Origin of the sequence: Bifidobacterium sp. CP2 (assembly GCF_018555635.1) — a bacterium.
GTDB lineage: Bacteria > Actinomycetota > Actinomycetes > Actinomycetales > Bifidobacteriaceae > Bifidobacterium > Bifidobacterium saguinibicoloris.
The window spans coordinates 1-22,197 of record NZ_JAFEJX010000004.1 but is presented as its reverse complement, the minus strand read 5'-3'; the positions used below and the strand labels follow the sequence as shown (position 1 = coordinate 22,197).

17 protein-coding genes are annotated in these 22,197 nt (G+C 65.2%); 8 read left to right on the top strand and 9 right to left on the bottom strand.

The window, feature by feature from the left end:
- Window positions 1-85: 85 nt before the first annotated feature.
- From JS531_RS03920 to JS531_RS03900, 5 genes are all read right to left on the bottom strand, one after another.
- Entirely contained in the window at window positions 86-2,389 is a 2,304-nt protein-coding gene (locus JS531_RS03920; protein ID WP_214312961.1) for a beta-galactosidase, read from the bottom strand.
- Window positions 2,390-2,456: 67 nt separating this feature from the next.
- Complete coding sequence (locus tag JS531_RS03915; RefSeq protein WP_214312960.1) at window positions 2,457-3,467, bottom strand: carbohydrate ABC transporter permease; 1,011 nt, start codon at window positions 3,465-3,467, stop codon at window positions 2,457-2,459.
- A gap of 2 nt (window positions 3,468-3,469) precedes the next feature.
- Window positions 3,470-4,387, bottom strand: a complete 918-nt coding sequence (locus JS531_RS03910) for a sugar ABC transporter permease (protein ID WP_240542023.1) — start codon at window positions 4,385-4,387, stop codon at window positions 3,470-3,472.
- A gap of 102 nt (window positions 4,388-4,489) precedes the next feature.
- Window positions 4,490-5,818, bottom strand: a complete 1,329-nt coding sequence (locus JS531_RS03905; RefSeq protein ID WP_240542022.1) for a sugar ABC transporter substrate-binding protein — start codon at window positions 5,816-5,818, stop codon at window positions 4,490-4,492.
- 436 nt (window positions 5,819-6,254) lie between these two features.
- Window positions 6,255-9,599, bottom strand: a complete 3,345-nt coding sequence (locus JS531_RS03900; RefSeq protein WP_214312958.1) for a DUF5107 domain-containing protein — start codon at window positions 9,597-9,599, stop codon at window positions 6,255-6,257.
- A gap of 358 nt (window positions 9,600-9,957) precedes the next feature.
- Between JS531_RS03900 and JS531_RS03895 the strand changes: the two genes are divergently transcribed.
- Window positions 9,958-10,815 carry an AraC family transcriptional regulator gene (locus JS531_RS03895; protein ID WP_214312956.1) on the top strand — a complete coding sequence of 286 codons (858 nt, stop codon included), beginning with the start codon at window positions 9,958-9,960 and terminating at the stop codon, window positions 10,813-10,815.
- 18 nt (window positions 10,816-10,833) lie between these two features.
- Here the strand turns inward: JS531_RS03895 and JS531_RS03890 are convergent, their stop codons facing one another.
- On the bottom strand, window positions 10,834-11,979 hold the full coding sequence (locus JS531_RS03890; RefSeq protein WP_214312954.1) for a glycerate kinase: 1,146 nt from the start codon (window positions 11,977-11,979) through the stop codon (window positions 10,834-10,836).
- A 10-nt stretch (window positions 11,980-11,989) separates the two neighbouring features.
- Window positions 11,990-12,697 (bottom strand): HAD family phosphatase, encoded by a 708-nt coding sequence (locus JS531_RS03885; RefSeq protein ID WP_214312952.1) that lies wholly within the window; start codon window positions 12,695-12,697, stop codon window positions 11,990-11,992.
- Window positions 12,698-13,046: 349 nt separating this feature from the next.
- On the opposite strand from JS531_RS03885, the gene JS531_RS03880 reads away from it, so the two are divergent.
- From JS531_RS03880 to JS531_RS03870, 3 genes are all read left to right on the top strand, one after another.
- On the top strand, window positions 13,047-14,012 hold the full coding sequence (locus JS531_RS03880; protein ID WP_214312950.1) for a colicin transporter: 966 nt from the start codon (window positions 13,047-13,049) through the stop codon (window positions 14,010-14,012).
- 236 nt (window positions 14,013-14,248) lie between these two features.
- Window positions 14,249-14,431, top strand: coding sequence for a hypothetical protein (locus JS531_RS03875; RefSeq protein ID WP_214312948.1), 183 nt, complete (start codon window positions 14,249-14,251; stop codon window positions 14,429-14,431).
- A 168-nt stretch (window positions 14,432-14,599) separates the two neighbouring features.
- Window positions 14,600-15,544 carry an aldose 1-epimerase family protein gene (locus JS531_RS03870; RefSeq protein WP_214312940.1) on the top strand — a complete coding sequence of 315 codons (945 nt, stop codon included), beginning with the start codon at window positions 14,600-14,602 and terminating at the stop codon, window positions 15,542-15,544.
- 330 nt (window positions 15,545-15,874) lie between these two features.
- On the opposite strand, the gene JS531_RS03865 is transcribed toward JS531_RS03870, so the two are convergent.
- Window positions 15,875-16,165: a hypothetical protein gene (locus tag JS531_RS03865; RefSeq protein ID WP_214312938.1), complete on the bottom strand. Its 291-nt coding sequence runs from the start codon at window positions 16,163-16,165 to the stop codon at window positions 15,875-15,877.
- On the bottom strand, window positions 16,162-16,842 hold the full coding sequence (locus JS531_RS10980; RefSeq protein ID WP_346427757.1) for a sigma-70 family RNA polymerase sigma factor: 681 nt from the start codon (window positions 16,840-16,842) through the stop codon (window positions 16,162-16,164). Before JS531_RS10980 ends, JS531_RS03865 begins: the two co-directional genes overlap by 4 nt.
- A 225-nt stretch (window positions 16,843-17,067) precedes the next feature.
- Here JS531_RS10980 and JS531_RS03855 point away from each other — a divergent pair, with 225 nt between their 5' ends.
- From JS531_RS03855 to JS531_RS03840, 4 genes are all read left to right on the top strand, one after another.
- Entirely contained in the window at window positions 17,068-18,633 is a 1,566-nt protein-coding gene (locus JS531_RS03855; protein ID WP_214312934.1) for a UDP-N-acetylmuramoyl-L-alanyl-D-glutamate--2,6-diaminopimelate ligase, read from the top strand.
- A gap of 118 nt (window positions 18,634-18,751) precedes the next feature.
- On the top strand, window positions 18,752-20,377 hold the full coding sequence (locus JS531_RS03850; RefSeq protein WP_214312932.1) for a UDP-N-acetylmuramoyl-L-alanyl-D-glutamate--2,6-diaminopimelate ligase: 1,626 nt from the start codon (window positions 18,752-18,754) through the stop codon (window positions 20,375-20,377).
- A gap of 46 nt (window positions 20,378-20,423) precedes the next feature.
- Window positions 20,424-21,701: an ATP-grasp domain-containing protein gene (locus JS531_RS03845; RefSeq protein ID WP_214312930.1), complete on the top strand. Its 1,278-nt coding sequence runs from the start codon at window positions 20,424-20,426 to the stop codon at window positions 21,699-21,701.
- 228 nt (window positions 21,702-21,929) lie between these two features.
- The coding region (locus JS531_RS03840; RefSeq protein ID WP_240542021.1) for an IS110 family transposase at window positions 21,930-22,197 on the top strand (268 nt) is incomplete at its 3' end.

The following is a 22,197-nucleotide window of genomic DNA, read 5'->3' as shown; positions in this document are numbered from 1 at the left end:
TGAACAGGAAAGGGGCATCGGACGGACGCGATGCCGTTCGATGCCCCGGAACACGGGAGACGGAAGGATGGGGAGGAGGTGCGCGCTACGCCCTGGCGAGACGCGCGGAGTACACCGGCTGCAGGCTCACGGAGCCGAGTCCGGCGACCGTGCTTTCGGCGTTCTCCATGCGCGCCGCCATCGTGGACTCGACGTTCACGTTGGCGCCCTCACGGATCGGCGTGATGGTGAGGACCAGCTGGTTGCGGTTGTCGGCCAGCAGCTGCGCGTACTCCCTGAGTCCGACCTCCCACACGTCGCCGTTGCAGAAGTTGTCGTCGACGAGGACGCCGCCGCACCACAGCCAGCCGATGTCGCCCGAGTAGCGGATCCGCAGACGCGCGTCGTCCACGCCGTCGCCGGTCAGCCAATCGTCCGGCAGGTCGATGATGTAGCGGGTGTCGGAGAGGCGCGTGACCTTCGGCTGGGCGTCGGCCGCCCCGGCGTCGCCGAGGCGCACGTCACCGTCCGTCGGGACGTCCGCAAGGTATCCGGCCGGGTACGTCGCGACGGCGACGGTCGGACGCGTCGATTCGACGACGACCCTCCCGTCCGTCTCGTACACGACCGCGCCGTCGTTGACGATGGATGGGGCCGCGACGTCCTGCGACACCACGTCGCCGGCGAACACGAGCGCTTCGCCGTCGAGGACGGTCATCGCATCGGCGTCTGCACGGCTCACGCACAGGATCGTCACGGCGTGACCTTCGCCATCGGAGACCTCGAACAGCTCACGGTCGTCGGTGACATGGCGCACCGTGCCGTCGGCGAACCTGAACCAGCAGTCGTCCATGCCCTCGGGACGCAGGAACACGAACGTGCGGTTCGCGGCGCCCGGCGTGCGGATCGCCGTGACCGGCTGTGCGGTGGCGGCGACGAGCGTCACCCCGTCCAGGTCCATGTTGAACGGCAGCATGCAGTTCTCGTCGGAGGCCAGGCCGATGCCGTCGAACGTGACCGTCGAACCATCGGCGAGCGTGACCATGATGGTCTCGCCGTGCTTGGCCGGCATCGTGGCGTGGTCCTGGAAGTTGTCGATGAACACGAATCCGCGCTCGCCGTCGGTACGCACGCACCAGCGCAGCGTGTCCGTGTCGGTGGGGTCGATGCCGTCCTGGCCGTCCGGCACGACGACGCCGAGCGGGCACAGGCGGTCGGCGAACGCCAGTCCGAAGTAGTGCAGCGCCTTGGCGCGACGGTACGATTCACGCGCCTGGCCGAACTCGCCGAGCATGGCCTGGAAGTCGTAGGAGATCTTAGGCAACTGTCCTTCGTTGAGGTAGATGCCGTCGCCGATCGGGTTCGAACCACCTTGGAACATGTAGTATCCGAGGAAGTTGCAGCCGGAGGCCATCTTGATGTTGGCCATCGCGTCGACCGACTTCATCGGCAGCACGAAACGGTAGTTGTAGGAGCTGAACATGCCGCCGCCCATCTCGCAGCAGGCGTAGGGTTTGCTTTCCGGCTCGTAGGTGGGGTCGAACGCCTCGTTGCGTGGGCAGTCGTCGGAGTGGAAGTCGCGGTAGAGGTATTCGTCGGTGACCGGGTGGTCGCCGGGACCGGCGTAGAACAGCCATGGGCGGTACGCGTAGCCGCCCCACAGCGGCAGCACGTCGTCCGGGACGGGCGAGCCGCCCCAGCCGGTGTTCGTGTAGAACGGCACCGAGATGCCCTCCTCCTCGGCGATGCGGCGCAGCGCGTGCACGTACTCGAAGCCGTCGTGGCCGCCGGGCACCCATTCGTCCGAGATGCCGGTGGTCATCTCCCACGGGGCGGCCGAATGCATGTACTCGTTGTCGAGCTGGGCGGCGACGATCGGGCCGCCGTCCTTGAAGTAGAGGCCGTCGAGCTGGGCCGCGATGTGCGCGTAGAGGTCGCGCACCTTGTCGAGGAACCCGGGGTCGACGGAGCGCACCTCATAGGGTTTGCCGTACATCCAGTCGGGGATGCCGCCGTTGCGGACCTCGCCGTGGTCGAAGGGCCCCATGCGCACGATGACCTTGAGCCCGTGCTTGGCGCAGAGTTCGACGAATCGGCGCAGGTTGCGGCGTCCGGTGAAGTCCCACTGGTTCTCGTGCTCCTCGTGATGGTTCCAGAACACGTAGGTGGCGATGACGTTGACGCCGCCGGCGGCCATCTTGGCGAGTTCCGCATCCCAGCGGGAGGGGTCCATGCGCGAGTAGTGGAATTCGCCGCACACGCCGTAGAACGGTTCGCCGTCGAAGGTCATGTAGTAGTTGGTGAAGTCGACGGCGGTGCCGTCCGGGGAGACGCCCCAGTCGTTGCGGGTGATGGGGAACGGGGTGATGGCCTTCGGCTTGAATCCGGTGAGGTCGAGGGTGTGGTTCATGTCATTGCCTTTCGTATTGTCCGTGCCAGTGGATGTGCGATGGCGACGGGGTTGCGTTGTTGTCGGGTCATTCCTTGACGGCGCCGGCGGCGAGGCCGGACTGCCAGTACTTCTGCAGGCACAGGAACGCGATGACCAGCGGGATGATCGTGATCAGCGAACCCGTGATGACCAGGTTCTGGATCGCCTGACCACCGGCAGTGCTGGCCTGGTCCTTCCACTGGTTCAGGCCGATCGTCAGCGGATACCAGTCCGCGTCCTTCAACATGATCAACGGCAGGAAGTAGTTGTTCCACGTCGCCACGATCGTGAACAACGCCGTCGTCACGATACCCGGCGCCAGCAGGGGCAGGCTGATCGTCCAGAACGTGCGGAACTCGCTCGCCCCATCCACCCTGGCCGCCTCCAGGAGCTCGGTCGGGACGGCCTGCTCCGAGAAGATCCACATCAGATACAAACCGAACGGGCTGATGAGGCTCGGGATGATCATGGCCCACGGCGTGTTCGTCAGGCCCAATTTGGCGAACAGGAGGAACTGCGGGACCGCCAACGCGATGCCCGGCACCGAAATGCTGCCGATGATGACCGCGAACACGGCCTTCCTGCCCGGGAACCGGAACTTCGCCAACGCGTACCCGCCCATGATCGCCAACAGGGTCGCGCCGCCCGCACCCACCACCACGTACAGGATCGTGTTGACCAGCCAGCGGCCGAAGATCCCGTCCTGGTACGTGAACACCGTCACGATGTTGTCCCACAGGGCGAACGAACGACCGAACCCGAGACCGAACGTCGAGGTGAAGTCCGCCTGCGTCTTCGTCGCGTTGATCATGAGATACACGAACGGGAACAGGCAGTACACCGCGAACAGGGCGCACACGACCGTCATCCACGTCGACCGGCGCGGATTGTTCACGTTCGCGAACCCGCTCTTCTCCGCCCTGCGGCGCTCCGCCGCCTCGTCCCTGGCGACCCGCTTCTGACGCGCCTTCTCGGCGGCTTTGGCGGCCTTCTCTTGGGCCTTGAGCTCGGCCGGCGTCAGACGGTCGGCCTTCATGGAAGTCGTTGCACTGGTCATGGTCACTTCATCTGCTCCTTGAGGCTGTTGAGCTGCACCGCGTACGCGATCGCCATGGTGATCACGGCCATCGTGATGGCCAGGGCGGCGGCGTAGTTCGATTGGTTGCCCGAGAACGACAGGTTGTACGCGTACATGTTCGGCGTGTAGTACGTCGTGATCGCGTTGCCCGGCACCATGTTCTGCAGGATCGAAGGCTCGTTGAACAACTGGAACGAGCCGATGATCGAGAAGATCACCGTGATCGCCAGCGACCCCCTCAACTCCGGCAGCTTGATCGCCTTGACGATCTTCCATTCGGAGGCGCCGTCGATGCTGGCGGCCTCATACAGGGAATGCGGGATCGTCGACAAGGAGCTGTAGAAGATCAGCATGTTGTAGCCGACGAATTCCCAGGTCACGATGTTGCCGATGGAGGCGAGCAGCACGTTCGGGGCGAACATGTCCAAATGAGTGCCCAACGCGCCGTTCAGGCTCCCGACCAGACCATACTTCGCGCCATACACGAAACCCCAGATCAGGGTCGACACCACCGCCGGCACCGCGTACGGCAGGAACGTCGAGATGCGGAAGAACTTCGTGCCATGCAGCTTCATCGAATCCAACGCCAGAGCCATGGCGGCGGACAGGAACAGCATGATCGGCACCTGCACGCAGGTGAACAGGGCCACGCGCACCACCGACGACCAGAACTGCTGATCGCCGAACAGTCGGACGTAGTTCTCGAACCCCACGAACTTGGTGCCGCCGATCATCTGCTTCTTGAAAAACGAGATATAGACCGCGTACACGATCGGGATGATGAACACGAACACGAACACCACCGCGAACGGTCCCATGAATTTCCAACCACGCCAGTCGGCCTTGTGTTTGTTCTCACGCACCGCGGCGGTGGGCGGCATACTCATCGATTTGCTCATTCGAATCACCCTGCTTGTGTCAATCACCGGTGCGGGACGGTCGGAACCACCGATGGGGACGGTTCCGACCGTCGGTCCCGACGCCGATTCCCGGACGGACGGCTACTTGACCGTGTATCCCTGTTCCTTGGCGTAGTCGATCAGTGCGTCCTGGTAGGAGGCGACGGCCTTCTTCAGCGAGGTCTCACCCTGATATGCCTTGCTGATGTAGTCGCCGAAGATCGACTGGGCGTAGGTGCTGAAGGGCAGGAATTCGTAGGAGGAGGAATCCATCTGGGCTGCGCGGGAGAGCACTTCGTTCACCTTCTGGCCGCCGAAGTACTCGTTGGTCGCGTTCTTGAATTCGTCTCCGTTGAGGATGGACTTGAGGGCCGGGAAGTTGCCGTGGTCCACGAAGATCTGCGCGCCGTCACCGTGCGTGGCGTAGTTGATGAACGCCCATGCGGCCGCCTTGTTCTTGGATTGCGAGGGGATGGTGAACACGGAACCGCCGTCCTCGGCGTTCGTGGGATGGTCCGGATCCCACTGCGGGATGTCGGCGGCACGCCACTTGCCCTTGGCGGCGCCGGAGCTGCTTTCGAGGTTGGTGGGCATCCATGCGCCGACCGCGAGGGAGGCCGTGGTACCGTCGGAGAGGCTGCGGAACCAGTCGTCGGTCCAGTTGCGGATGCTGGTGTTGACGAGGTCCTCGTCGATGAGCTTCTGTTGGAAGTCGATGAACTTCTTCACCTGCTTGTCGCCGGTCAGATCGATGGTGAGGTTCTCCCCGTCGAGTTTGAACGGCTGCGCGGCGAGCTGCCAGAGCATGGCGTTGAATTCCGAGTAGCTGTCGCGGTCGCCGGCGTTGTTGGTGATGTAGTAGTCGTCGCCGAGCGCGCGGATCTTCTTCGCGTCCTCGTACCATTCGTCCCAGGTGGTGGGAGGCGTGTCGATGCCGGCCTTGGAGAAGACCTCCTCGTTGTAGAAGAACACCATCGGGCCGCCGCCGATCGGCATGCCGTAGGTGGTGCCGCCGAACTGCGCCTGACCCCAGATGCCGGGGGCGAAATCCTTTCCCATGTCGTTCGCGCCGAATTCCTTGAGGTCGGAGATGCTGCCCTCCTGGGCGAACTTGGAGACGTCGGTGCTGAGCATCATGCTGACGTCCGGGGCGCCCTTGCCGGCGGCGATCGCGTTGTTCAACGCCTTGGAGGTGTCGGCGCCGGTGCCGGTGCTCGAATACTTCACCTTGATCTTCGGGTAGGCCTTTTCGAACGCCGCGATGGTCTCGTTCATGCCGTTGCCCCAGCCCCAGATGGTGATTTCGCCGGAGGCGTCCTTCGGGTCGGTGGAGGTGGTCTCCGAGGAGGAGCCGCAGGCTCCCAGCGGAACGATCATGGCGACGGCGGCGGCCGAGGCGATCATCGTCTTCTTCATATCGAGCAACTTCATTGTTTTCTCCTTACTTGTGCCTTCACCAGCCCGCGCGAACGGAATTGATAAAAACCAACTGTGGCCATTCACAGCCGGACGTGGGTACGGAACCGTTTGGCCCGTCGGTGGCTTCCTGCTCTTCCTGTCGAGTACCGACCGCTCCATTGCTGTGATTCGGCAATCGGCTCAACGTTTCGAGTAATTCAAGTGTACGTTCGCCCCACGTTCCGTCTTTCACTTTATCTGCCTTTCGATATGCAAAAATTGCGCATCGGTTCCCAATCACCATGGTTGAAAATTGCGTCTGCCCACGTTCCTTACGACCCTTGCGTTACAACCCTTGCGGCAACATGCGCAACGGGTGATGGGGCATGCGCATATGCGCATGCCCCATCACCCGTTATATCGTGACGGACCGGCTCCTCACACCGCTACCGGGCGGATGTCCCGCCGATCACAGCACGTGACGGTTGTTGACCTCGTCCGCGAACAGATTCGCCTGGATGTGGCTCGGGTCGAGCCTCAGAGCCTCATCGAGCAGCCGGGCGGCCTTGTCCTTGTCGCCGTTGCCGATGTTGGCGAGGGCCATGAGGTACAGGCAGTGGATGCGGTTCATCTTCGTGTAGTCGTTCTCGAAGATGAGGAAGTCCGGCAGCGAGACGGCGAAGTAGTCGATCCTGACCTGGTCGTCGAGGTGCTGCTCACCGTAGTCCAGCAGGCGGTAGAAGCGGGCGTTGGCGGGCCCATCCTCGCCGAGCGCCTTGTGGGCGAGACCCTGGAAGAGGATCATCTCGGCCGGCTGGTCGTTGTAGTACATTGCGCCCTTGACCTCGTCGGGGCCGATGGTGGCCCTACGGAATTCGGCCTGTGCGGCGGTCTCGTCGCCGAGGTGGCGTTCGACGACACCGAGGTAGTAGTGGATGTCGTTGTCCTTCTGGCCTTCGAGTTTGCCTTCGCCGAGGTTGTGCGGGTAGGACAGGGTACGGGTCAGCAGGTCCTTGGCGCGCGTCCAGTCGCCGGCGGCCATCGCGTCCTTGGCGAGCAGGGTCAGCGCGATGCGGTATTGCGCGGTGACTTTGCCTTCGCCGCCCTCCCACGGGTGGAAGTGGCGTCGGCTCATGAGGTCATACGCCTTGGCGTAGTTGCCGGTCTGGTTGAGCACGGTGAGATATTCGATGAACAGATCGTCACGTTCGGCGACCACGTCGAGGTGCTTGTCGAATTCGACGAGGCGTTGGGCGTAGGTCCAACCGACCTTGCGGTGCAGCTGGTCGAGTTCCAGGAAGACGCGTGCGTCGGATTCGTCGAGGCGGTAGGCCTCCTCGATCTCGCGGCCGGCGGAGGCGGCGTCGCCGCGCTTGTTGTAGTAGGCGAGCGCCAGATTGCGGTGCACGGTGGGGAATTCCGGGTCGAGGTCGCGTGACCGTTCCCACAGGGCGATGGCCTTCTCGGCCTGGACCTTGTCGTAGTACAGGCATCCGAGGTAGTAGGAGGCCTTGGCGCCGTTCACGGTCTCAATGGCCTTGGCCAGCGGCGCGATGTCCTCGAGCTTGTTCGGGAAGCAGTAGTCGCCGGGCGCGGCCTCAGCGGCCTCGAACGCGGCCTTGGCTTGCGTTTCGCGGCCGAGGAGGGACAGGTAGTAGCCCTCGTAATACTTGACCATCGGTTTGGACTGGTCGGTCTCGGCGAGCAGCGTCAATGCCTCGTCGTACGCGCCGAACAGGGCGTAGTCGCGGGCGGCCTGCAGGTAGTTCTCGTGGAAGCCCCGCATGAGGCCGGCGAGTTCGGCCGGGTCGGCGCCGGCAATCACGCGCTCGTTGCCGGAGACGAAGTCGAATTCGTCGACGGTGATGTTCTCGGCGAGCGCGGCGGCCGCCTCGTCCGCGCGTCCCAGCTTGCGCAGCAGGTAGGCCTTGAGTCCGCGTGCCTTGATGTTCATCGTGTTGCGGGTCAGGGCGTTCTCCACGTATTCGAGGGCGTCGGCGTAGTCGCCTCGACGGGCGGCGATGGCGGCCATGTAGAAGAAGGCGCGCTCCTTCTGCGTGTCGTCCCAGGTCGCCTTGTAGAAGGCGTCGAACGCCTTGTCATACTCGCCCTGGTAGAAGAGGGCGAGACCGAGGTTGTAGTGCGGTTCGGAGTCGTACGGCTGGGTGTTGTGCTTGGTCAGGCGCTTGATGGCGGCGCGGAAGTGGCCCTCCGCCTCGTCGAACACGCCGCGGCGCAGCAGCAGGCGGCCGTACGCGTTGTTGATGCGGGCGTCGCCCGGATCGCGCTTCAAACCTTCGAGGTAGTACGGGTCCGGCATGTATGTGGCGTGGCGGTACTGTTCGAGGTGCAGGCCGGCGAGCAGCAGCTCCTCGTTGGTGAGGATGTCCTGCGGGTCGTCGGCGGCCTTGGCCGGCTCCGGGAGCTTCTCGATTGTCTTCGGCTGTGGGGTGTAGTCGATGAGGATGTTGCCGTCCGCGTCGGCCACGGTGGCGGTGATGTCGGTGGCGGCCGCTTCCCCGGTCTCGAATTCGGCCTTGACGATGTCGTTGGGGCTGATGCGGCCGGTGTGGGAGTACAACGTCTCGCCGTTCTTCGTGGTCACGGTGACGGTGGCGTTCTCGTATATGGAGGTGGCGTACACGGTCACGCGGCCTTGTCCCGCCTTGAGCCCCTGGGCTTCCACGCCTTCGGTCTCGCCTGCGGCGCCGAAGGTGTCGGCGGGGCCGATCTCGAGGTTGACGGCGGCCTTGATGGAGGCGTTCTTGACCTGGCCGACGGCCTTGTACGGCATGAAGTACTGGGTGAAGGTCTTGCCTTCGTACGGCTTGAGCCAGGTGAAGTCGGGCTGGTTGTCGGTGAACACGCCGGTCATGAGCTCGACATACGGGCCGTTCGCGTCGGTGAGGTTCCTGTCCCATGCCTGGCCGAAGTCGCCGTTGCCCCAGGTCCACTGCTTCTTGCCGGGGCTCACATGGTGGTCGGCCACGTGCAGGATGCCGGCGCCGACGCCGAAGTCGTAGCCACCGACGAAGTTGTAGTCGGAGTGCGCGGCCATGTAGGAGGTCGGGACCGGCACGTTCTTGTATCGGCCGATGTCGACGCCTTCGGAGTAGTCGTGCTTGTAGTAGGTGCCGGTGGCGATCGGGTAGCGGGAGACGTCGCGCTTGCCGTGGTCCATGACGGCGGTGACGTCCGGCGGCATCACGGTCTTGGTGTGCTGGTTGACGGGCACGGCCGGGTTGGCCCACCACAGGAAGGTCTGCGGCAGCGAGGTGCCGTTGTACAGCTGGGCGGAGATCTCGATGTACGCCTTGCCGGGGTGCAGGGCGATCGTGGTGATGACCTGGGTGCCGTACATCTGGTCGGTGTCGTGGCACAGGACGGCCTTGCCGCCGTCGGCGAGGTTCTCGACCTTGTAGTCGACCGGCAGGTAGGTGGTGGGACGGTGGTGCTGCGGCCAGTTGAATTCGATGCCGCCGGAGATCCACGGTCCGGTGAGGCCCACGAGGGCGGGCTTGATGACGTCGTTGCGGTAGACGAAGTCGTAGTCGTTGGTCTTGTCCTTGGCGTACTGGATGCGGCCTCCGAGTTCGGGCAGGACGGTCACCTCGAGGTATTCGTTCTCGATGATGACGGCCTTGTACTGCTTGTCGCGCTTCTCGTCGCTGATGGTCTCGATGACCGGGTATGGGTAGACGCGGCCCGAGCTGCCCTGGTAGACGCGTTTTTCGATGAATTCCGGGTTCTTGTCCGCCTTGCCGATCTCGTAGGTCGGGATCGTGATGACGGTGTCCTTGATGGTCACGGCCATGGTTCTACTCCTTCGTTGGATGCCGCAATGCAGGTCACTGCATTCGTGATGTGTTGATTGCTTGCCTCCAAGCCTAAGACCGAATCCACGCCCGCCGCACAGTTTTCCTGCTCTGAAATATGCAAAAATTGCCGTCATCGCGGAAGGTCCTGTTTCACCGCCGGTTCCGCCGCGTACCGCGGGTCTTCCACGGTCCGCAACGGTTCACGGCACCTATGGACGGCATCCGATGATGATAATTGCAGCATTCGGTGTGAAAATTGCGCTTGTCATGCGCTTGCGGGCGTCCCTCTCCCCTTGTCGCACGAAATGTGGAATAATTGCCGCATCATGCATCGCGACCAAGGGAGGAGGGACGATGAAGCCGGCGGAGAGGCATATCAGCGACGAGGGCTCGGAATTCTACATCTACACGCCCAGCAGAACGGCTGTGCGGACCTTCCTGTATCCGCTGCGTGTGGGATTGTTCCGATATGAGCCGGGGTACCGTCAGGAGCGCAGCTCGTTCGACAGCTTCCTGCTGATGGCCGTGCGCCGCGGTTCGCTCGACGTCACCACCGAGAAGGGTACGATGCGCGCCGGCAAGGGCGATTTCGTGCTGTTGGACTGCTACCGGCACCATTCCTACGGCACCGATGAGGGCAGTGAGGTCCTGTGGCTGCATTTCGACGGCGTCGCCGCACGCGCGTACTTCGATCTCATCGACGACAGGCTCGGTCCGGTGTTCGCGCTCAGGGATCCGGTCTATGTGATGACGCGGCTTACGGACATCTATGACACGTTCCATGACGCCGAACGCGTGAGCGAGCCGCGCATGTCGAAGACCATCACCGACATCCTCACCGAGTTCGCGATGGCGGCCTGTGACGGCGATGTCTCCTCCCAACGCCAGCCGCATGCGATCGAGGACGTGCTCACCTACATCTCCGGTCATCTGGGCGAGCCGTTGCCCATCGACGAACTGGCGGCGCGCGCGTTCATGAGCGAATACTATTTCATCCGCGTGTTCAAGAAGAAGACCGGGTACACGCCGCACGCCTATATCATCGACGCGCGCATGCACGCCGCGAAGTATCTGCTCATCAATTCGGACATGCCTCTGAAGCGGCTGTGCGAGGAGTGCGGGTTCACCGACACGAGCTCGTTCTGCGCGACGTTCAAGCGCAGGAACGGCGTCTCCCCCATCGAGTTCCGCAGGCGCAGCGAGGTTCGTTGACGCGGGACACGCTCCGCGTCAACGCCTTCGCCCGAGCGCGATGACGCGCCCCACGTTCTCTGCGGCGTCCGCGAGGTTCGCCGGCCCGTCCGCCAACGCCTGTGCGAGGTCCGTCACGCCCGGCGTGATGGCGAACGCCGCGTCGATGCCGATGCCGTGCAGGGCGGCGGCGTCCACGTCGAGGGATCCGGCGAACGCGATGACGCCGATGTCCGGGTTGCCGCGGCGTACAGCCTGCGCCACGCCCATGGGCGTCTTGCCGTAGCGGGTCTGCGCGTCGATGTGTCCTTCGCCGGTGAGGCAGTAGTCGGCGTCGACGGCCCTGTCGGCGAGCCGTGCGGTCTCGGCGACGAGGGCCGCGCCGGAACGCATCGTGGCTTGGGTGAAGGCGAGCAGTCCTGCGCCCAGTCCGCCCGCGGCGCCGGCGCCGGGTTGTCGTTCCACGTCGCGTCCGAGGCATCGTCGGATGACGTCGGCATAGTGCCGCAGGTTCCGGTCGAGCGTCTCGACCATGTCCGACGTGGCGCCTTTCTGCGGGCCGAACACGACGGAGGCCCCCGTGGGGCCGGTCAGCGGGTTGGTCACGTCGGAGGCGACGAGGATGTCCGTCGCCTTGATCCGTGGGTCGATGCCGGAGACGTCGATGCGGGCGAGACACCCGAGCGCGCCGCCGCCGCGCGGAATCGGCCGGCCTGCGGCGTCGAGGAGGCGCACGCCCAGGCTTTCCGCCATACCTGCGCCGCCGTCGTTGGTCGCCGACCCTCCGATGCCGAGGATGATGCGGCGCGCGCCGTCGTCGAGCGCGGCGCGGATGAGCTGTCCGGTCCCGTAGGTGGTGGCCGTGAGCGGGTCGAGGTCGGCGGCGTCCACATGTTGGATGCCGGACGCCTCGGCCATTTCGATGACGGCGGTGTGCCCGTCGCCGAGCATGCCGTATGTCGCGCGGATGGGTCGCTGCAGCGGGTCGAGCACGTCGGCCCCGCACAGGACGCCGCCGGTGGCGTCGACGAGCGAGGCCACGGTGCCTTCGCCGCCGTCGGCCATCGGCACCAGGTCGTACGCGGCGTCGGGGAACACGCGGGACAGGCCCTCCCGTATCGCCTCGGCGGCCTGCCGCGCGGTCATGCAGTGTTTGAACGAGTCCGGGGCGATGACGAACTTCAACGGGGCTCCCCTACCGCAGGTCGCGGAAATCGCGGATGGTGCGGTCGTACAGGCTCCGCAGGGCCGGGTCGGCGGTGACGTCGACGCGAGCGTATCCGGTGACTGCCACGACCGTGGCGCCGGCGGCGCGCGCCGCGGTGAGACCGGGAACGGAATCCTCGAACACGACGCAACGGCGCATGAGCGCGGAGTCGACGGGAGCAATCGACGGCACGGCGCCGTCGACGCCGGAGACGATGCCGGCGATGCGCGCCGCGGCCCAGTAGGGTTCCGGCGCGGGCTTGTGCGGCATGTCCTCCTCGCCGCTCACCGATCCGACGAACGCGCCGGCCGGCGCGTGGGCGATCACGTTGTCCACGATGGGACGCGGCGATCCGGTGACCAGCACGGACGGCACGCCGGCCTCGGCCAATCCGGTCAGCGCGTCGCGCACGCCGGGGATCCATGGCAGGCATTCATCCTCCATGCGCATCACGTCGGCGGTGAGGCGTGCCACAATGGCGTCATGGTCCATGCCGCTCACGCCGCGCTCATGCAGCAGCCGCGTCACGGTGGGCAGGGATGCGCCCTGCATCGCCTCGGCGAGCGGATCGTCCCACACGCCGCCGTGCTCCTCCAACAGCGCGCGTTCGGCGCGCACCCAATACGGGTCGGAATCGATGAGCGTACCGTCCAGATCCCAGAACACGGCCTCCGGCTTCTCGTCATGCCACCACATTTCATGCCTCCTTTGCATACCTCCCATCATGATGGCATCCACGGAGAGGCGGATGCCGGAACGACATCCGGCGTGTCCCGGGAATCCGGATCGTCGCCGTTCCCCTGACCGGATATCCGGCATATGGACTCGCGCTCGTCTGGCGAAGGCGAATTCGTCGAGGGGGGGGTGCCAAGATTGGGGCAAACCCTCAGCAATGCCGCATCAAGGATGCATTATGAATATGAAACAGGTCTCCTCTTCCAATAATCCGAAACCCAACATCGACCCCGTCACCACATCTCTTGCGTCTAAAACAGGCGGGAGTCTGCCGCCGGTTCCTCTGCCGCCGGATGCGGACGGCGGGAACATGGGAGACGACAGGAGCGCCAGGAAGCCGCGTTCGAAGTGGCTGGTGCCGACGGTCGCCGTCGTGGCGGTGGTGGCGCTTGCCGTGGGTGGCGGCCTGGGTTGGCGTGCGTGGACTGCGCATGAGCTGGAGGCGGCCAGGACGGCGTGCTTCCAGGCGGCGGACACGCTGCGCGGACAGGCGAACGCGTACAACACGCTGGTGAACGGGGACGCGGCCCAGGCGGCTTCCATCAAGATCGCGGACGTGAAGGACGCGAAGACCGTGGACGCGCTGGCCAAGCTGTTGGCGGAGAAGACGCCCGGGTATCCGGGCTGCACGGCCGACGACAAGACGGGCCTGGACGAGGCCGCGACCACCATGGGCGAACAGTCCGACTGGTACGGGAAGCACATGAAGAGCCTCAAGGCGGCCGTCGCGGCGGTGGACGCGTCGCACGAAGCGAAGCTCCTCGACGATGCGAAGACGGCGCTCAAGTCCAGCCTGGATGCGGGCGAATCCAAGTACAAGGACACGGAGGGTAAGGTCGCGGACGAGAACACGCGCGCCTCGCTGCGAACCGTGTTGGACGACGCGAGGAAGACCCATGACGACGAGAAGGCGGACGTGAAGGCCCTGTCCGACGCGAAAAGCAAGGTGGATGACGCGGCCAAGGCCGTGGACGCGTCCGTCAAGGCGAAGGAGGAGGCGGACCGTCAGGCGGCGGAGATCCAGGCGTCGTCCGGGGCGCGTTCCTCGTCCGGCGGGTCCACGTCCCGCAAGTCGTCGGGCGGTTCCACGTACCGGAAGTCGTCCGGTGGGTCCACGTACCGGGGGTCGTCGGGCAAGTCGTCCGGCGGATCGTCCTCCGGCGGCAGCTCTTCTGGAAACTCCAATAGCGGAAACAGCAGTGGCCCTGACTGGTGGGGTGGATGTGAAGTATCTCAGTCCAATCCGTCTTGCGAATCGGACTGGATGACCCCCTGATAGACCTCTTCCTAGTCTTCTTTCCGCTTCTTGAGGGCGGCGGCACTCCCCGTGCCGTCGCCCTCTTCCCGTATCCGCCGGACGCACGCTTGGGGCCATGGCATCGTCACCCGGCTTTACTTTCGTATCTTCCTATGCGACTCCGTCTGATTCGTCCCAACGCACGATCCGCATAGACGCGGGTCGTGTCCGGCGAGTCCACGCCGGACCGGATGATTCGAAAGGAGCCGGAACCTATGAGGTTCTCATGGAAACAGGCGGCGCGCACGCTGACGGCGCTCGCGGTCGCCACCGCCACGCTCGCCGCGGGCGACGGCGGCAGCGGCTCCGGCGACGGAGGCTCTGGCAACGGAGGCGGCCAAGGCGAAGGCAAGATCAGCTGGGTGTACCAGGACTCGTGGGGCACGCCGACCTGCTGAAGTAGCAATCGCACACCGCTTCTCCATGCCGATGCGGACCGACATCGCATTCGGCGACGGCCGACATCCCCTGCGTGCCACGAACGCCAACACGCTACCATTGTGAGCGGTAACAATCCGTTTTTCGGCGTCCGATTCGCGCGCCTGTCCACGAAGGAGTGTCACGTCATGGTTCTCAAACCCCGTACCGGCAACCAGTATTCGATCCGCAAAGGCGACTGGAGCGCCGTCGTCACCGAGCTGGGCGCGAGCCTGCGCGAGCTCAGATGGCAGGGCGAGGACATCATCGTCCCGTTCGACCCGAACAAGGTCATCCCCTGCTGCAACGGCTGGGTGCTGGCCCCGTACCCGAACCGTGTGACCGACGGCCAGTACACGTTCGACGGCGAAAGCTACCAGATGCCGATCGACGAGTTCGACCGCTCCGCCTCGCTGCACGGCTACGCGTACCGCTATATGTGGAAGCTCGAGGACCTGGGCGAAAGCCACGTCACGCTCTCCTGGCGCTCCCCCGACCTGGCCGGCTACCCGTTCGACATCACCATCACCGCCACCTACGCGCTCGAGGAGGACGGTCTGCATGAGACGTTCACCGTCCACAACAACGACGAGGTGAGGGCCCCGTGGGCGTTCGGCATCCACCCGTGGCTCTCCAACGGCAAGACCTCCCACGGCCCCGCCATCACGCCGGACAACGAGCGGTGCCGTCTGACGCTTCCCTGCGCCACGCACGTCACCGTCGACGAGCATCTGCTGCCCACCGGCGAGGAGCCGGTCGCCGGCATCTACGACCTTCGCGACGACCCCACGCTTGAAGGACGCGGCTTCGACGACGCGTGGACCGACATCGTCGACCGCGACGCGGACGGCGGCACGTCGGCCGTGTTCACCCGTCCCGACGGCATCAAGGTGACGCTGACCGGCGACGGGACCATCAACTCGTGGCAGGTGTGCACGGGCAACGAGATCGGCGAGAAGGTGCGCCAGCCCGGTGTAGCCGTCGAGCCGATGACCGCGTACGCCGACGCGTTCCGCTCCGGCAAGGACCTGGTCGTGCTGGAACCCGGCGACGACTACACGACGCGCGTCACGTTCCGGGCCGAACGGGTCTGACGCTTCCGCAGGGACCGTATGCCATGCGGCATCGGGTCCGAAGCCTGCCGGAAAATGCCGCATCGCGGCGCGCGGTTGAGAACGTCGCCGCGATGTGGCATAATGCCGAAGGCTTAATTATCTTCAGCAAAGGAGTCCATCATGGGCATGCGCGGACGTAAGCGCAAGGATCGTCGTAAGAAGGCCGCCAACCACGGCAAGCGCCCCAACGCCTGATCCCGTCGCAAGACATACGGAAACCCGCCTAGGCCTTTCGGCCGGGCGGGTTTTCTCATTGCGGGCGTCCGTCCACGTCCGTCCGATTGAAGCCAAGCCGCTTGGGGTGCGCGGTCACTGCCCGCAGCAATGGTCGAGGCACGCCTTGACACGCGCCTTGAGGCATTCCGGCGCCTCGTCGGGGCGCAGATACGCGCGCAGCGCGGCGATCATGGCCTGTTCGCGCTCCGAGCAGCAGGTCGAGGGGTCGAAGCAGTCCCCGTCCACGGCCGGATCGTAGGAGACGGCCTCGTCCGTGTCGTCCGTGACACGCACCTCGGTGCGGCTGACCGTCCTGACCGTGCCGTCGGGCAGCGTATGTGTGATGGAGATGTGATGCACGCGTTCCACCTGTCGTCCGTTCATCGTGTCTCCTTTCCTCGTCCGGCGATGGGCGACGCCCCCGCATGGGGGCCTTTCCTCCCATTATGACCGGAAACCGCCGGTGCGGAAGGGATTTCGGCGGACTTTGCTTTCGGTGAATCCGCGGTCTTGCCGGAACGTTCCGCGGGAAGCTTCGTCCCGTAGCCGTGCTCCCGCGCATAGGACGCCAATTCGCGCTTGAGCTGCGTGCGCGCGCGGTTGAGCCGGCTCATGACGGTGCCGATCTTCACGCCCTGCTCGTCGGCGACCTGCTGGTACGACTTGCCGTCGATGGCCGCGTCGATGAACACCTGCCGGCGTTCCGGCGACAGCTTCGCCAACGCGTCCATGATCTCCTCGGGGGCGAACGCGTCGAGATACTCGTCCTCGGCGGATTTGAGCGCATCCGGGGAATGCTCCGACGCCGCGTACAGATCCCAGTCGTCGTATTCGCCGTCGGCGTCGTTGGCGCGTTGGGGGCGCCGCTTGGCCTTCGCGTACTGGTTGAAGTAGGTGTTGCGTTCGATGGTGGTCATCCACGCCTCGAAGTTGGTGCCCGGCTGGAACGAATCGAACGCCTTGAACCCCTTCTCGAACGTGTCCTGCACCAGGTCCTGGGCGTCGTCCGGATTGTTCGTCAGACGCATCGCCCGCCGGTACAGCGCGTCGAGCGCTGGCATGGCGAGCCGTTCGAAGCGCGCGCGCTTCTCGGCGAGTGTCTCGGTCTGTGGGGTGGTCACGGTTGCCCATTGTAGCCACCGGACGCCGCGCCGGCGTCCGGGACGGGATGCGCTGCCGGTATGCTTACCGAACGGACACCTCCCATACAGGAAACTCCCGGTTTCATCCGTCATCGTATACCCGTTCCGTCATCACGCATCATCCGTTCCCCGAAAGGACCTCTCATGGCTTTGACCTTGGATTCGGCCGCCTCCCTGCTCGAACGCCACCACCTGCTGCGCGAAGTGGTCCACGGCGGCGAGTGGACGAGGACCGTCGACGGCATCACGGACGCGGACAAGGCGTTCGCCGCCATCACCTACGACACCCGCAGCGTGGAGCCCGGAGCCCTGCTCGTCTGCAAGGGCCGGTTCAAGCCCGAATTCCTCGACGGATGCGACGCGAAGGGCCTCGCCGCCTATGTGGCGGAGACCGACATGTCCGAACACACCGCCGCACCGGGGCTCATCGTCGACGACGCGCGCAAGGCCCTCGCCCTGCTCGCCGCCGAATTCTACGGACGTCCGCAGGACGAGCTCACCGTCATCGGCATCACCGGCACCAAGGGCAAGACCACCACCGCCTACTTCACGCAGGCCATCCTCAACGCGTATTCGGGCGGACGCTGCGCCCTCTTCTCCTCCGTGGACAACTGCCTGGACGGCCGCACGTACGAGGAATCGGACCTCACCACGCCGGAGTCCCTCGACGCGTTCCGCATGATGCGCGAAGCCGTCTCCAACGGCATGCGCTACCTCGTCATGGAGGTCAGCTCGCAGGCGTACAAGGTGCATCGCGTGTACGGGCTCACGTTCGACGTGGGCGCGTTCCTCAACATCTCCCCCGACCACATCAGCCCCATCGAACACCCCACGCTCGAGGACTACCTGTACTGCAAACGCCGGATCGCGTACAACAGCCGCGCGCTCGTGCTCAACGCCGACGCCGCGCACGCCGACCTGCTGCGCGAGGACGCGGCCGCCGCCGGCATCCCCGTCACCACGTTCCGTCTGCTCGCCGACGAGCCGGCCGACGACGACGCACGCACCGCCGACGTCACCGGCGTGCCCGCCGACGCCGCCCACGACCACTACCGGTTCGCCCTGGACGGTGCCGACCTGGGCGACTACCGCCTGCATCTGGTCGGCGACTTCAACTACGCGAACGCGCTCGCCGCGATCGCCCTCGCGCACGCCGCCGGCGTGCCCGCGGACGCCACGGACGCGCTGCACGCCATGGAACCGACGCGCGTGTCCGGCCGCATGGAACTCACCGAAGACCCGGCGACCGACACGCACGTCATCGTCGACTACGCGCACAACTACACGTCCGTCAAGGCGCTCCTCGACTTCGTCGCAGCACGGTACGGCGACCGGAACCCGTACATCACGCTCGTGGCCGGCTCGGCCGGCAACAAGGCGTACGACAGGCGCAAGGAGATCGTCGACGCGGCGCAGGCGCGCATCGCGCGCTTCGTGTTCACCGCCGAGGACACGGACACCGAACCGTACGAGGACATCTGCCGCGACATGATGTCCAATGTGACGAACCCGGACGTGAAGGCGGACGTCATCGTCGACCGCGTCCAGGCCATCGCCGACGCCCTCGCCGACGCGCGCTCGCACCCGGAGCGCACGGACGTCACGCTCATCATCGGCAAGGGCCATGAACGCTGGATCAAGGACCTCAACCGGCACGTGCCGTACGAGGGCGACGACCATGTCGTGCAGCGTCTCCTCGACGAACGCTGACCGGCGCAGGAGAACGGGAAACCGGCGCCGACGGAACGCATTGGATTGAGCACAGCGCCGGAGTAGTATCGGTGGGGCGCGCGAAACCCGCGCCGCCGAAGAAACAAGGGAGAGCCACATGTCCACCACGACTTCGCCGCTGAGCCTCGCCTCCGTGGCCAAGCTGCTGGAAGAACACCATCTGCTGCGCGAGATCGTCGCCGGCGACCATTGGACCATCGACGCCGACACGGTGCCCGGCGCCCACGATCCGATCCCGTCCATCACCTACGACACCCGCGAGGTGAAACCCGGATCGCTGCTGTTCATCAAGGGACGCTTCAAGCCCGAATTCCTCGACGGCATCGACGACAAGGGCCTCGCCGTGTACGTGGCCGAGACCGAATACTCCGACCGCACGAAGGCGCCCGGCCTCATCGTGGACAACGTGCACCGGGCAATGAGCCTCATCGCCGCCGAATACTTCGGACACCCGGAACGCGAACTCACCATGGTGGGCATCACCGGCACCAAGGGCAAGACCACCACCGACTACTACACGCACGCCATCCTCAACGCGTACACGCACGGCCACGCCGCCATGATGAGCTCCATCGCCGTGTGCCTCGACGGCAAGACCTTCGAACCCTCGAAGCTCACCACGCCGGAGCCGCTGGACGCGTTCCGCATGCTGCGCGAGGCCGCGGACAACGGCATGACGCATCTGGTCATGGAGATCAGCTCCCAGGCGTACAAGATCCAGCGCATCTACGGGCTCACGTTCGACGTGGGCGCGTTCCTCAACATCTCCCCCGACCACATCAGCCCCATCGAACACCCCACGTTCGAGGACTACTTCCACTGCAAGCGCCAGATCATCGCGAACTCCCGCACCATGGTGATCGGCGCCGACTCCGCCCACATCGGCCTGCTGCGCGAGGACGCCGCCGCCCACGGCGCGCCCGTCACCACATTCGCCATGCACGATCCGGCCGCGGGCCTGCACACGCCGGCCGACGTGGTCGTGGCCGCCGACCCGCGCCGCAAGACCGGGTTCATCGCCGCCTGCGGCGACGAGGCGCGCCCGTTCGAGCTCGACATGCTCGGCGAATTCAACTTCCTCAACGCCGCCGCGGCCATCGCCATCGCCATGAAGGCCGGCGTGCCGTTCGACAGCGACGCGCTCGCCGCAATCGAGCACGTGCAGGTGCCGGGCCGCATGGAACGCTTCATCGGCGGCGACGACCTGCACGTGTACGTGGACTTCGCGCACAACTACATGTCCACCAAGGCGCTCGTCGACGAGATGATCCGCGTGTACGGCGAACGGAACCCGCGCATCACGCTCGTCTCCGGCACCACCGGCGGCAAGGCCATCGACCGCCGCGAAGGCATCGTCAAGGGCGCGCTGGGCCGCGCCGAATCGTTCATCTTCACGCTCGACGACCCGAACTTCGAGGACCCGCGCAAGATCTGCGAGGAGATGGCCTCGTTCGTGCCGGACGACGGCAGGCAGACCGTGCAGATCATCGTGCCGCGTGAGGAGGCCATCGTGACCGCCATCGCGCAGGCGAAGGAGTCCACCGAACGCGACGGACGCTTCAACATCGTCCTCGTCATCGGCAAGGGACACGAGACCCGCAACATCATCAACGGCAAGCACGTCTGGTGGCCGGGCGACGCCGTCATCGTGCGCCGCGAACTCGGCCTGGACGACGCGTCGTCGCAGACCGCATCGCAGACCACGCAGCAGCCGCAGGCGTGACGGCCGACACAGCACCGGCACAACGCATCAGTACAATGAGGCAACCATGAACCCACATACGCTCATCAAATCCGAACGGGACGTGTCCACCTACCTGCAGCCGGTCGTGCTCGGCGCGGACACGCTCTCCTACTCCTACGCCCGCTGCTTCCACGAGGCGTACGGCGTCAACAGCATCGTGATCGGCACCGCCGACCAGAAGTTCGTCTCCTCCAGCCGCTTCGTCGACTACCGCATGGTGCCGCACGCGGACCAGGAGGCCACCATGCTCGACTACCTCGACACGCTCGGCCGCGAGCTCGAAGGCAAGAAGGTGCCGATCCTCGTCGGCTGCGGCGACTGGTACGCGCGCATCTTCTCCCAGAACAAGCAGCGTCTCGAACGCTACTTCGTCGTGCCGTACATCGACTTCGACCTGCTGGACCGCATCACGCAGAAGGGCGAGTTCTACCGCATCTGCGAGAAGCTCGGCATCCCCTACCCCAAGACGTGGAGCTTCGACTGCTCCGACCCGAACGTGAGGATCCCGGTGGACGAGTTCACCTACCCGGTCATCGCCAAGCCCTCGAATTCGGCGCGCTACCACTACGCCGAATTCCCCGGCAAGGAGAAGGTCTTCACCATCGAGACCCCTGAGAAGCTCGAATACGTGTTCACCGAACTCCAGAAGTCCGTGTACGACAAGGACCTCATCGTCCAGGACTGCGTGCCCGGCGACGACGCGCACCTCAGGTCCATCACCTGCTTCTCCGACAAGGACGGCAACGTGCTGGTCTCCTGCATCGGGCAGGTGCTCCTGCAGGACCACCACCCCACCGCCATCGGCAACCCGGTGTGCATCATCGACGACAAGCAGCCCGACGTGGTGGCCCAGGCGGCGAAGTTCCTCAAGGAGACCCACTACGAGGGCTTCTCCAACTTCGACGCGAAATACGACGAACGCGACGGCACCTACAAGTTCTTCGAGGTGAACACGCGTCCCGGACGCAACACCTACTACCTGACGCTCGCCGGCGTGAACTTCGTCACCCTGTTCGTCGACCACTATGTGCTCGGCAAGACCATCAAGCCGCGCGTGGCCGACAAGGACTTCCTCTTCCAGATGGTGCCGAAGTCCGTCATCAAGCGCTACGTGGCCGAGCCGGAACGCTCCCGCGCGCTCGCCCGCATCAAGGCCGGCGACGCCGGATGCCCGCTGTTCTACCGCAAGGACACGCTCGCGCACCTGTTCTGGTCGGCGATCAACTACTTCCACCAGATCACCAAGTTCCGCAAGTACCTCGGCAAGCCGGCAAACTCGAAGACCCATTACCATGTTTGGTAGGTCCCGGTGGTCGGGGCCGGGTCGCCGGTTCCGGTATGACTGTCTCGCCCTGTCGTTGATGATCCGGGGGGTGTTGTCGCCGGGAGCGGGGGCATCCGATGACCGCTGATAGGAACCAGGCCGGCCGCATGGACGCGTAGGGGCGCATGGCCCAGGTCTCTCCGTAATGTGGATGCGGCACGGGCGTCCGGACTCCATCGACCGAGTCGCGGCGGCCGACGGAACCCCATGACGGGAGGAACGATGATGAGCCCGGACGACATCGACGTGTGGGTCGGCCTGGACGTCGGCAAGAGCGCGCACCACGCGTGCGCCCTCGACCGCGACGGGAACACCCTGTACGACAGGCCGCTGAAACAGGACGAGAACGCCATCCGCACGATGCTGGAACGCCTCCGCGAACACGGCCGCGTGCTGCTGGTCGTCGACCAGCCCAACACCATCGGCTCCCTGCCCCTGACCGTGGCCCGGAGCATGGGCGTCACGGCCGCGTACC

Bases quoted from the DNA above. Each gene is read 5' to 3' on its own strand.
- JS531_RS03920 (WP_214312961.1), bottom strand. From the start codon at position 2,389: ATGAACCACACCCTCGACCTCACCGGATTCAAGCCGAAGGCCATCACC.
- JS531_RS03915 (WP_214312960.1), bottom strand. From the start codon at position 3,467: ATGACCAGTGCAACGACTTCCATGAAGGCCGACCGTCTGACGCCGGCC.
- JS531_RS03910 (WP_240542023.1), bottom strand. From the start codon at position 4,387: ATGAGCAAATCGATGAGTATGCCGCCCACCGCCGCGGTGCGTGAGAAC.
- JS531_RS03905 (WP_240542022.1), bottom strand. From the start codon at position 5,818: ATGAAGTTGCTCGATATGAAGAAGACGATGATCGCCTCGGCCGCCGCC.
- JS531_RS03900 (WP_214312958.1), bottom strand. From the start codon at position 9,599: ATGGCCGTGACCATCAAGGACACCGTCATCACGATCCCGACCTACGAG.
- JS531_RS03895 (WP_214312956.1), top strand. From the start codon at position 9,958: ATGAAGCCGGCGGAGAGGCATATCAGCGACGAGGGCTCGGAATTCTAC.
- JS531_RS03885 (WP_214312952.1), bottom strand. From the start codon at position 12,697: ATGTGGTGGCATGACGAGAAGCCGGAGGCCGTGTTCTGGGATCTGGAC.
- JS531_RS03880 (WP_214312950.1), top strand. From the start codon at position 13,047: ATGGGAGACGACAGGAGCGCCAGGAAGCCGCGTTCGAAGTGGCTGGTG.
- JS531_RS03875 (WP_214312948.1), top strand. From the start codon at position 14,249: ATGAGGTTCTCATGGAAACAGGCGGCGCGCACGCTGACGGCGCTCGCG.
- JS531_RS03870 (WP_214312940.1), top strand. From the start codon at position 14,600: ATGGTTCTCAAACCCCGTACCGGCAACCAGTATTCGATCCGCAAAGGC.
- JS531_RS03865 (WP_214312938.1), bottom strand. From the start codon at position 16,165: ATGAACGGACGACAGGTGGAACGCGTGCATCACATCTCCATCACACAT.
- JS531_RS10980 (WP_346427757.1), bottom strand. From the start codon at position 16,842: ATGCCAGCGCTCGACGCGCTGTACCGGCGGGCGATGCGTCTGACGAAC.
- JS531_RS03855 (WP_214312934.1), top strand. From the start codon at position 17,068: ATGGCTTTGACCTTGGATTCGGCCGCCTCCCTGCTCGAACGCCACCAC.
- JS531_RS03850 (WP_214312932.1), top strand. From the start codon at position 18,752: ATGTCCACCACGACTTCGCCGCTGAGCCTCGCCTCCGTGGCCAAGCTG.
- JS531_RS03845 (WP_214312930.1), top strand. From the start codon at position 20,424: ATGAACCCACATACGCTCATCAAATCCGAACGGGACGTGTCCACCTAC.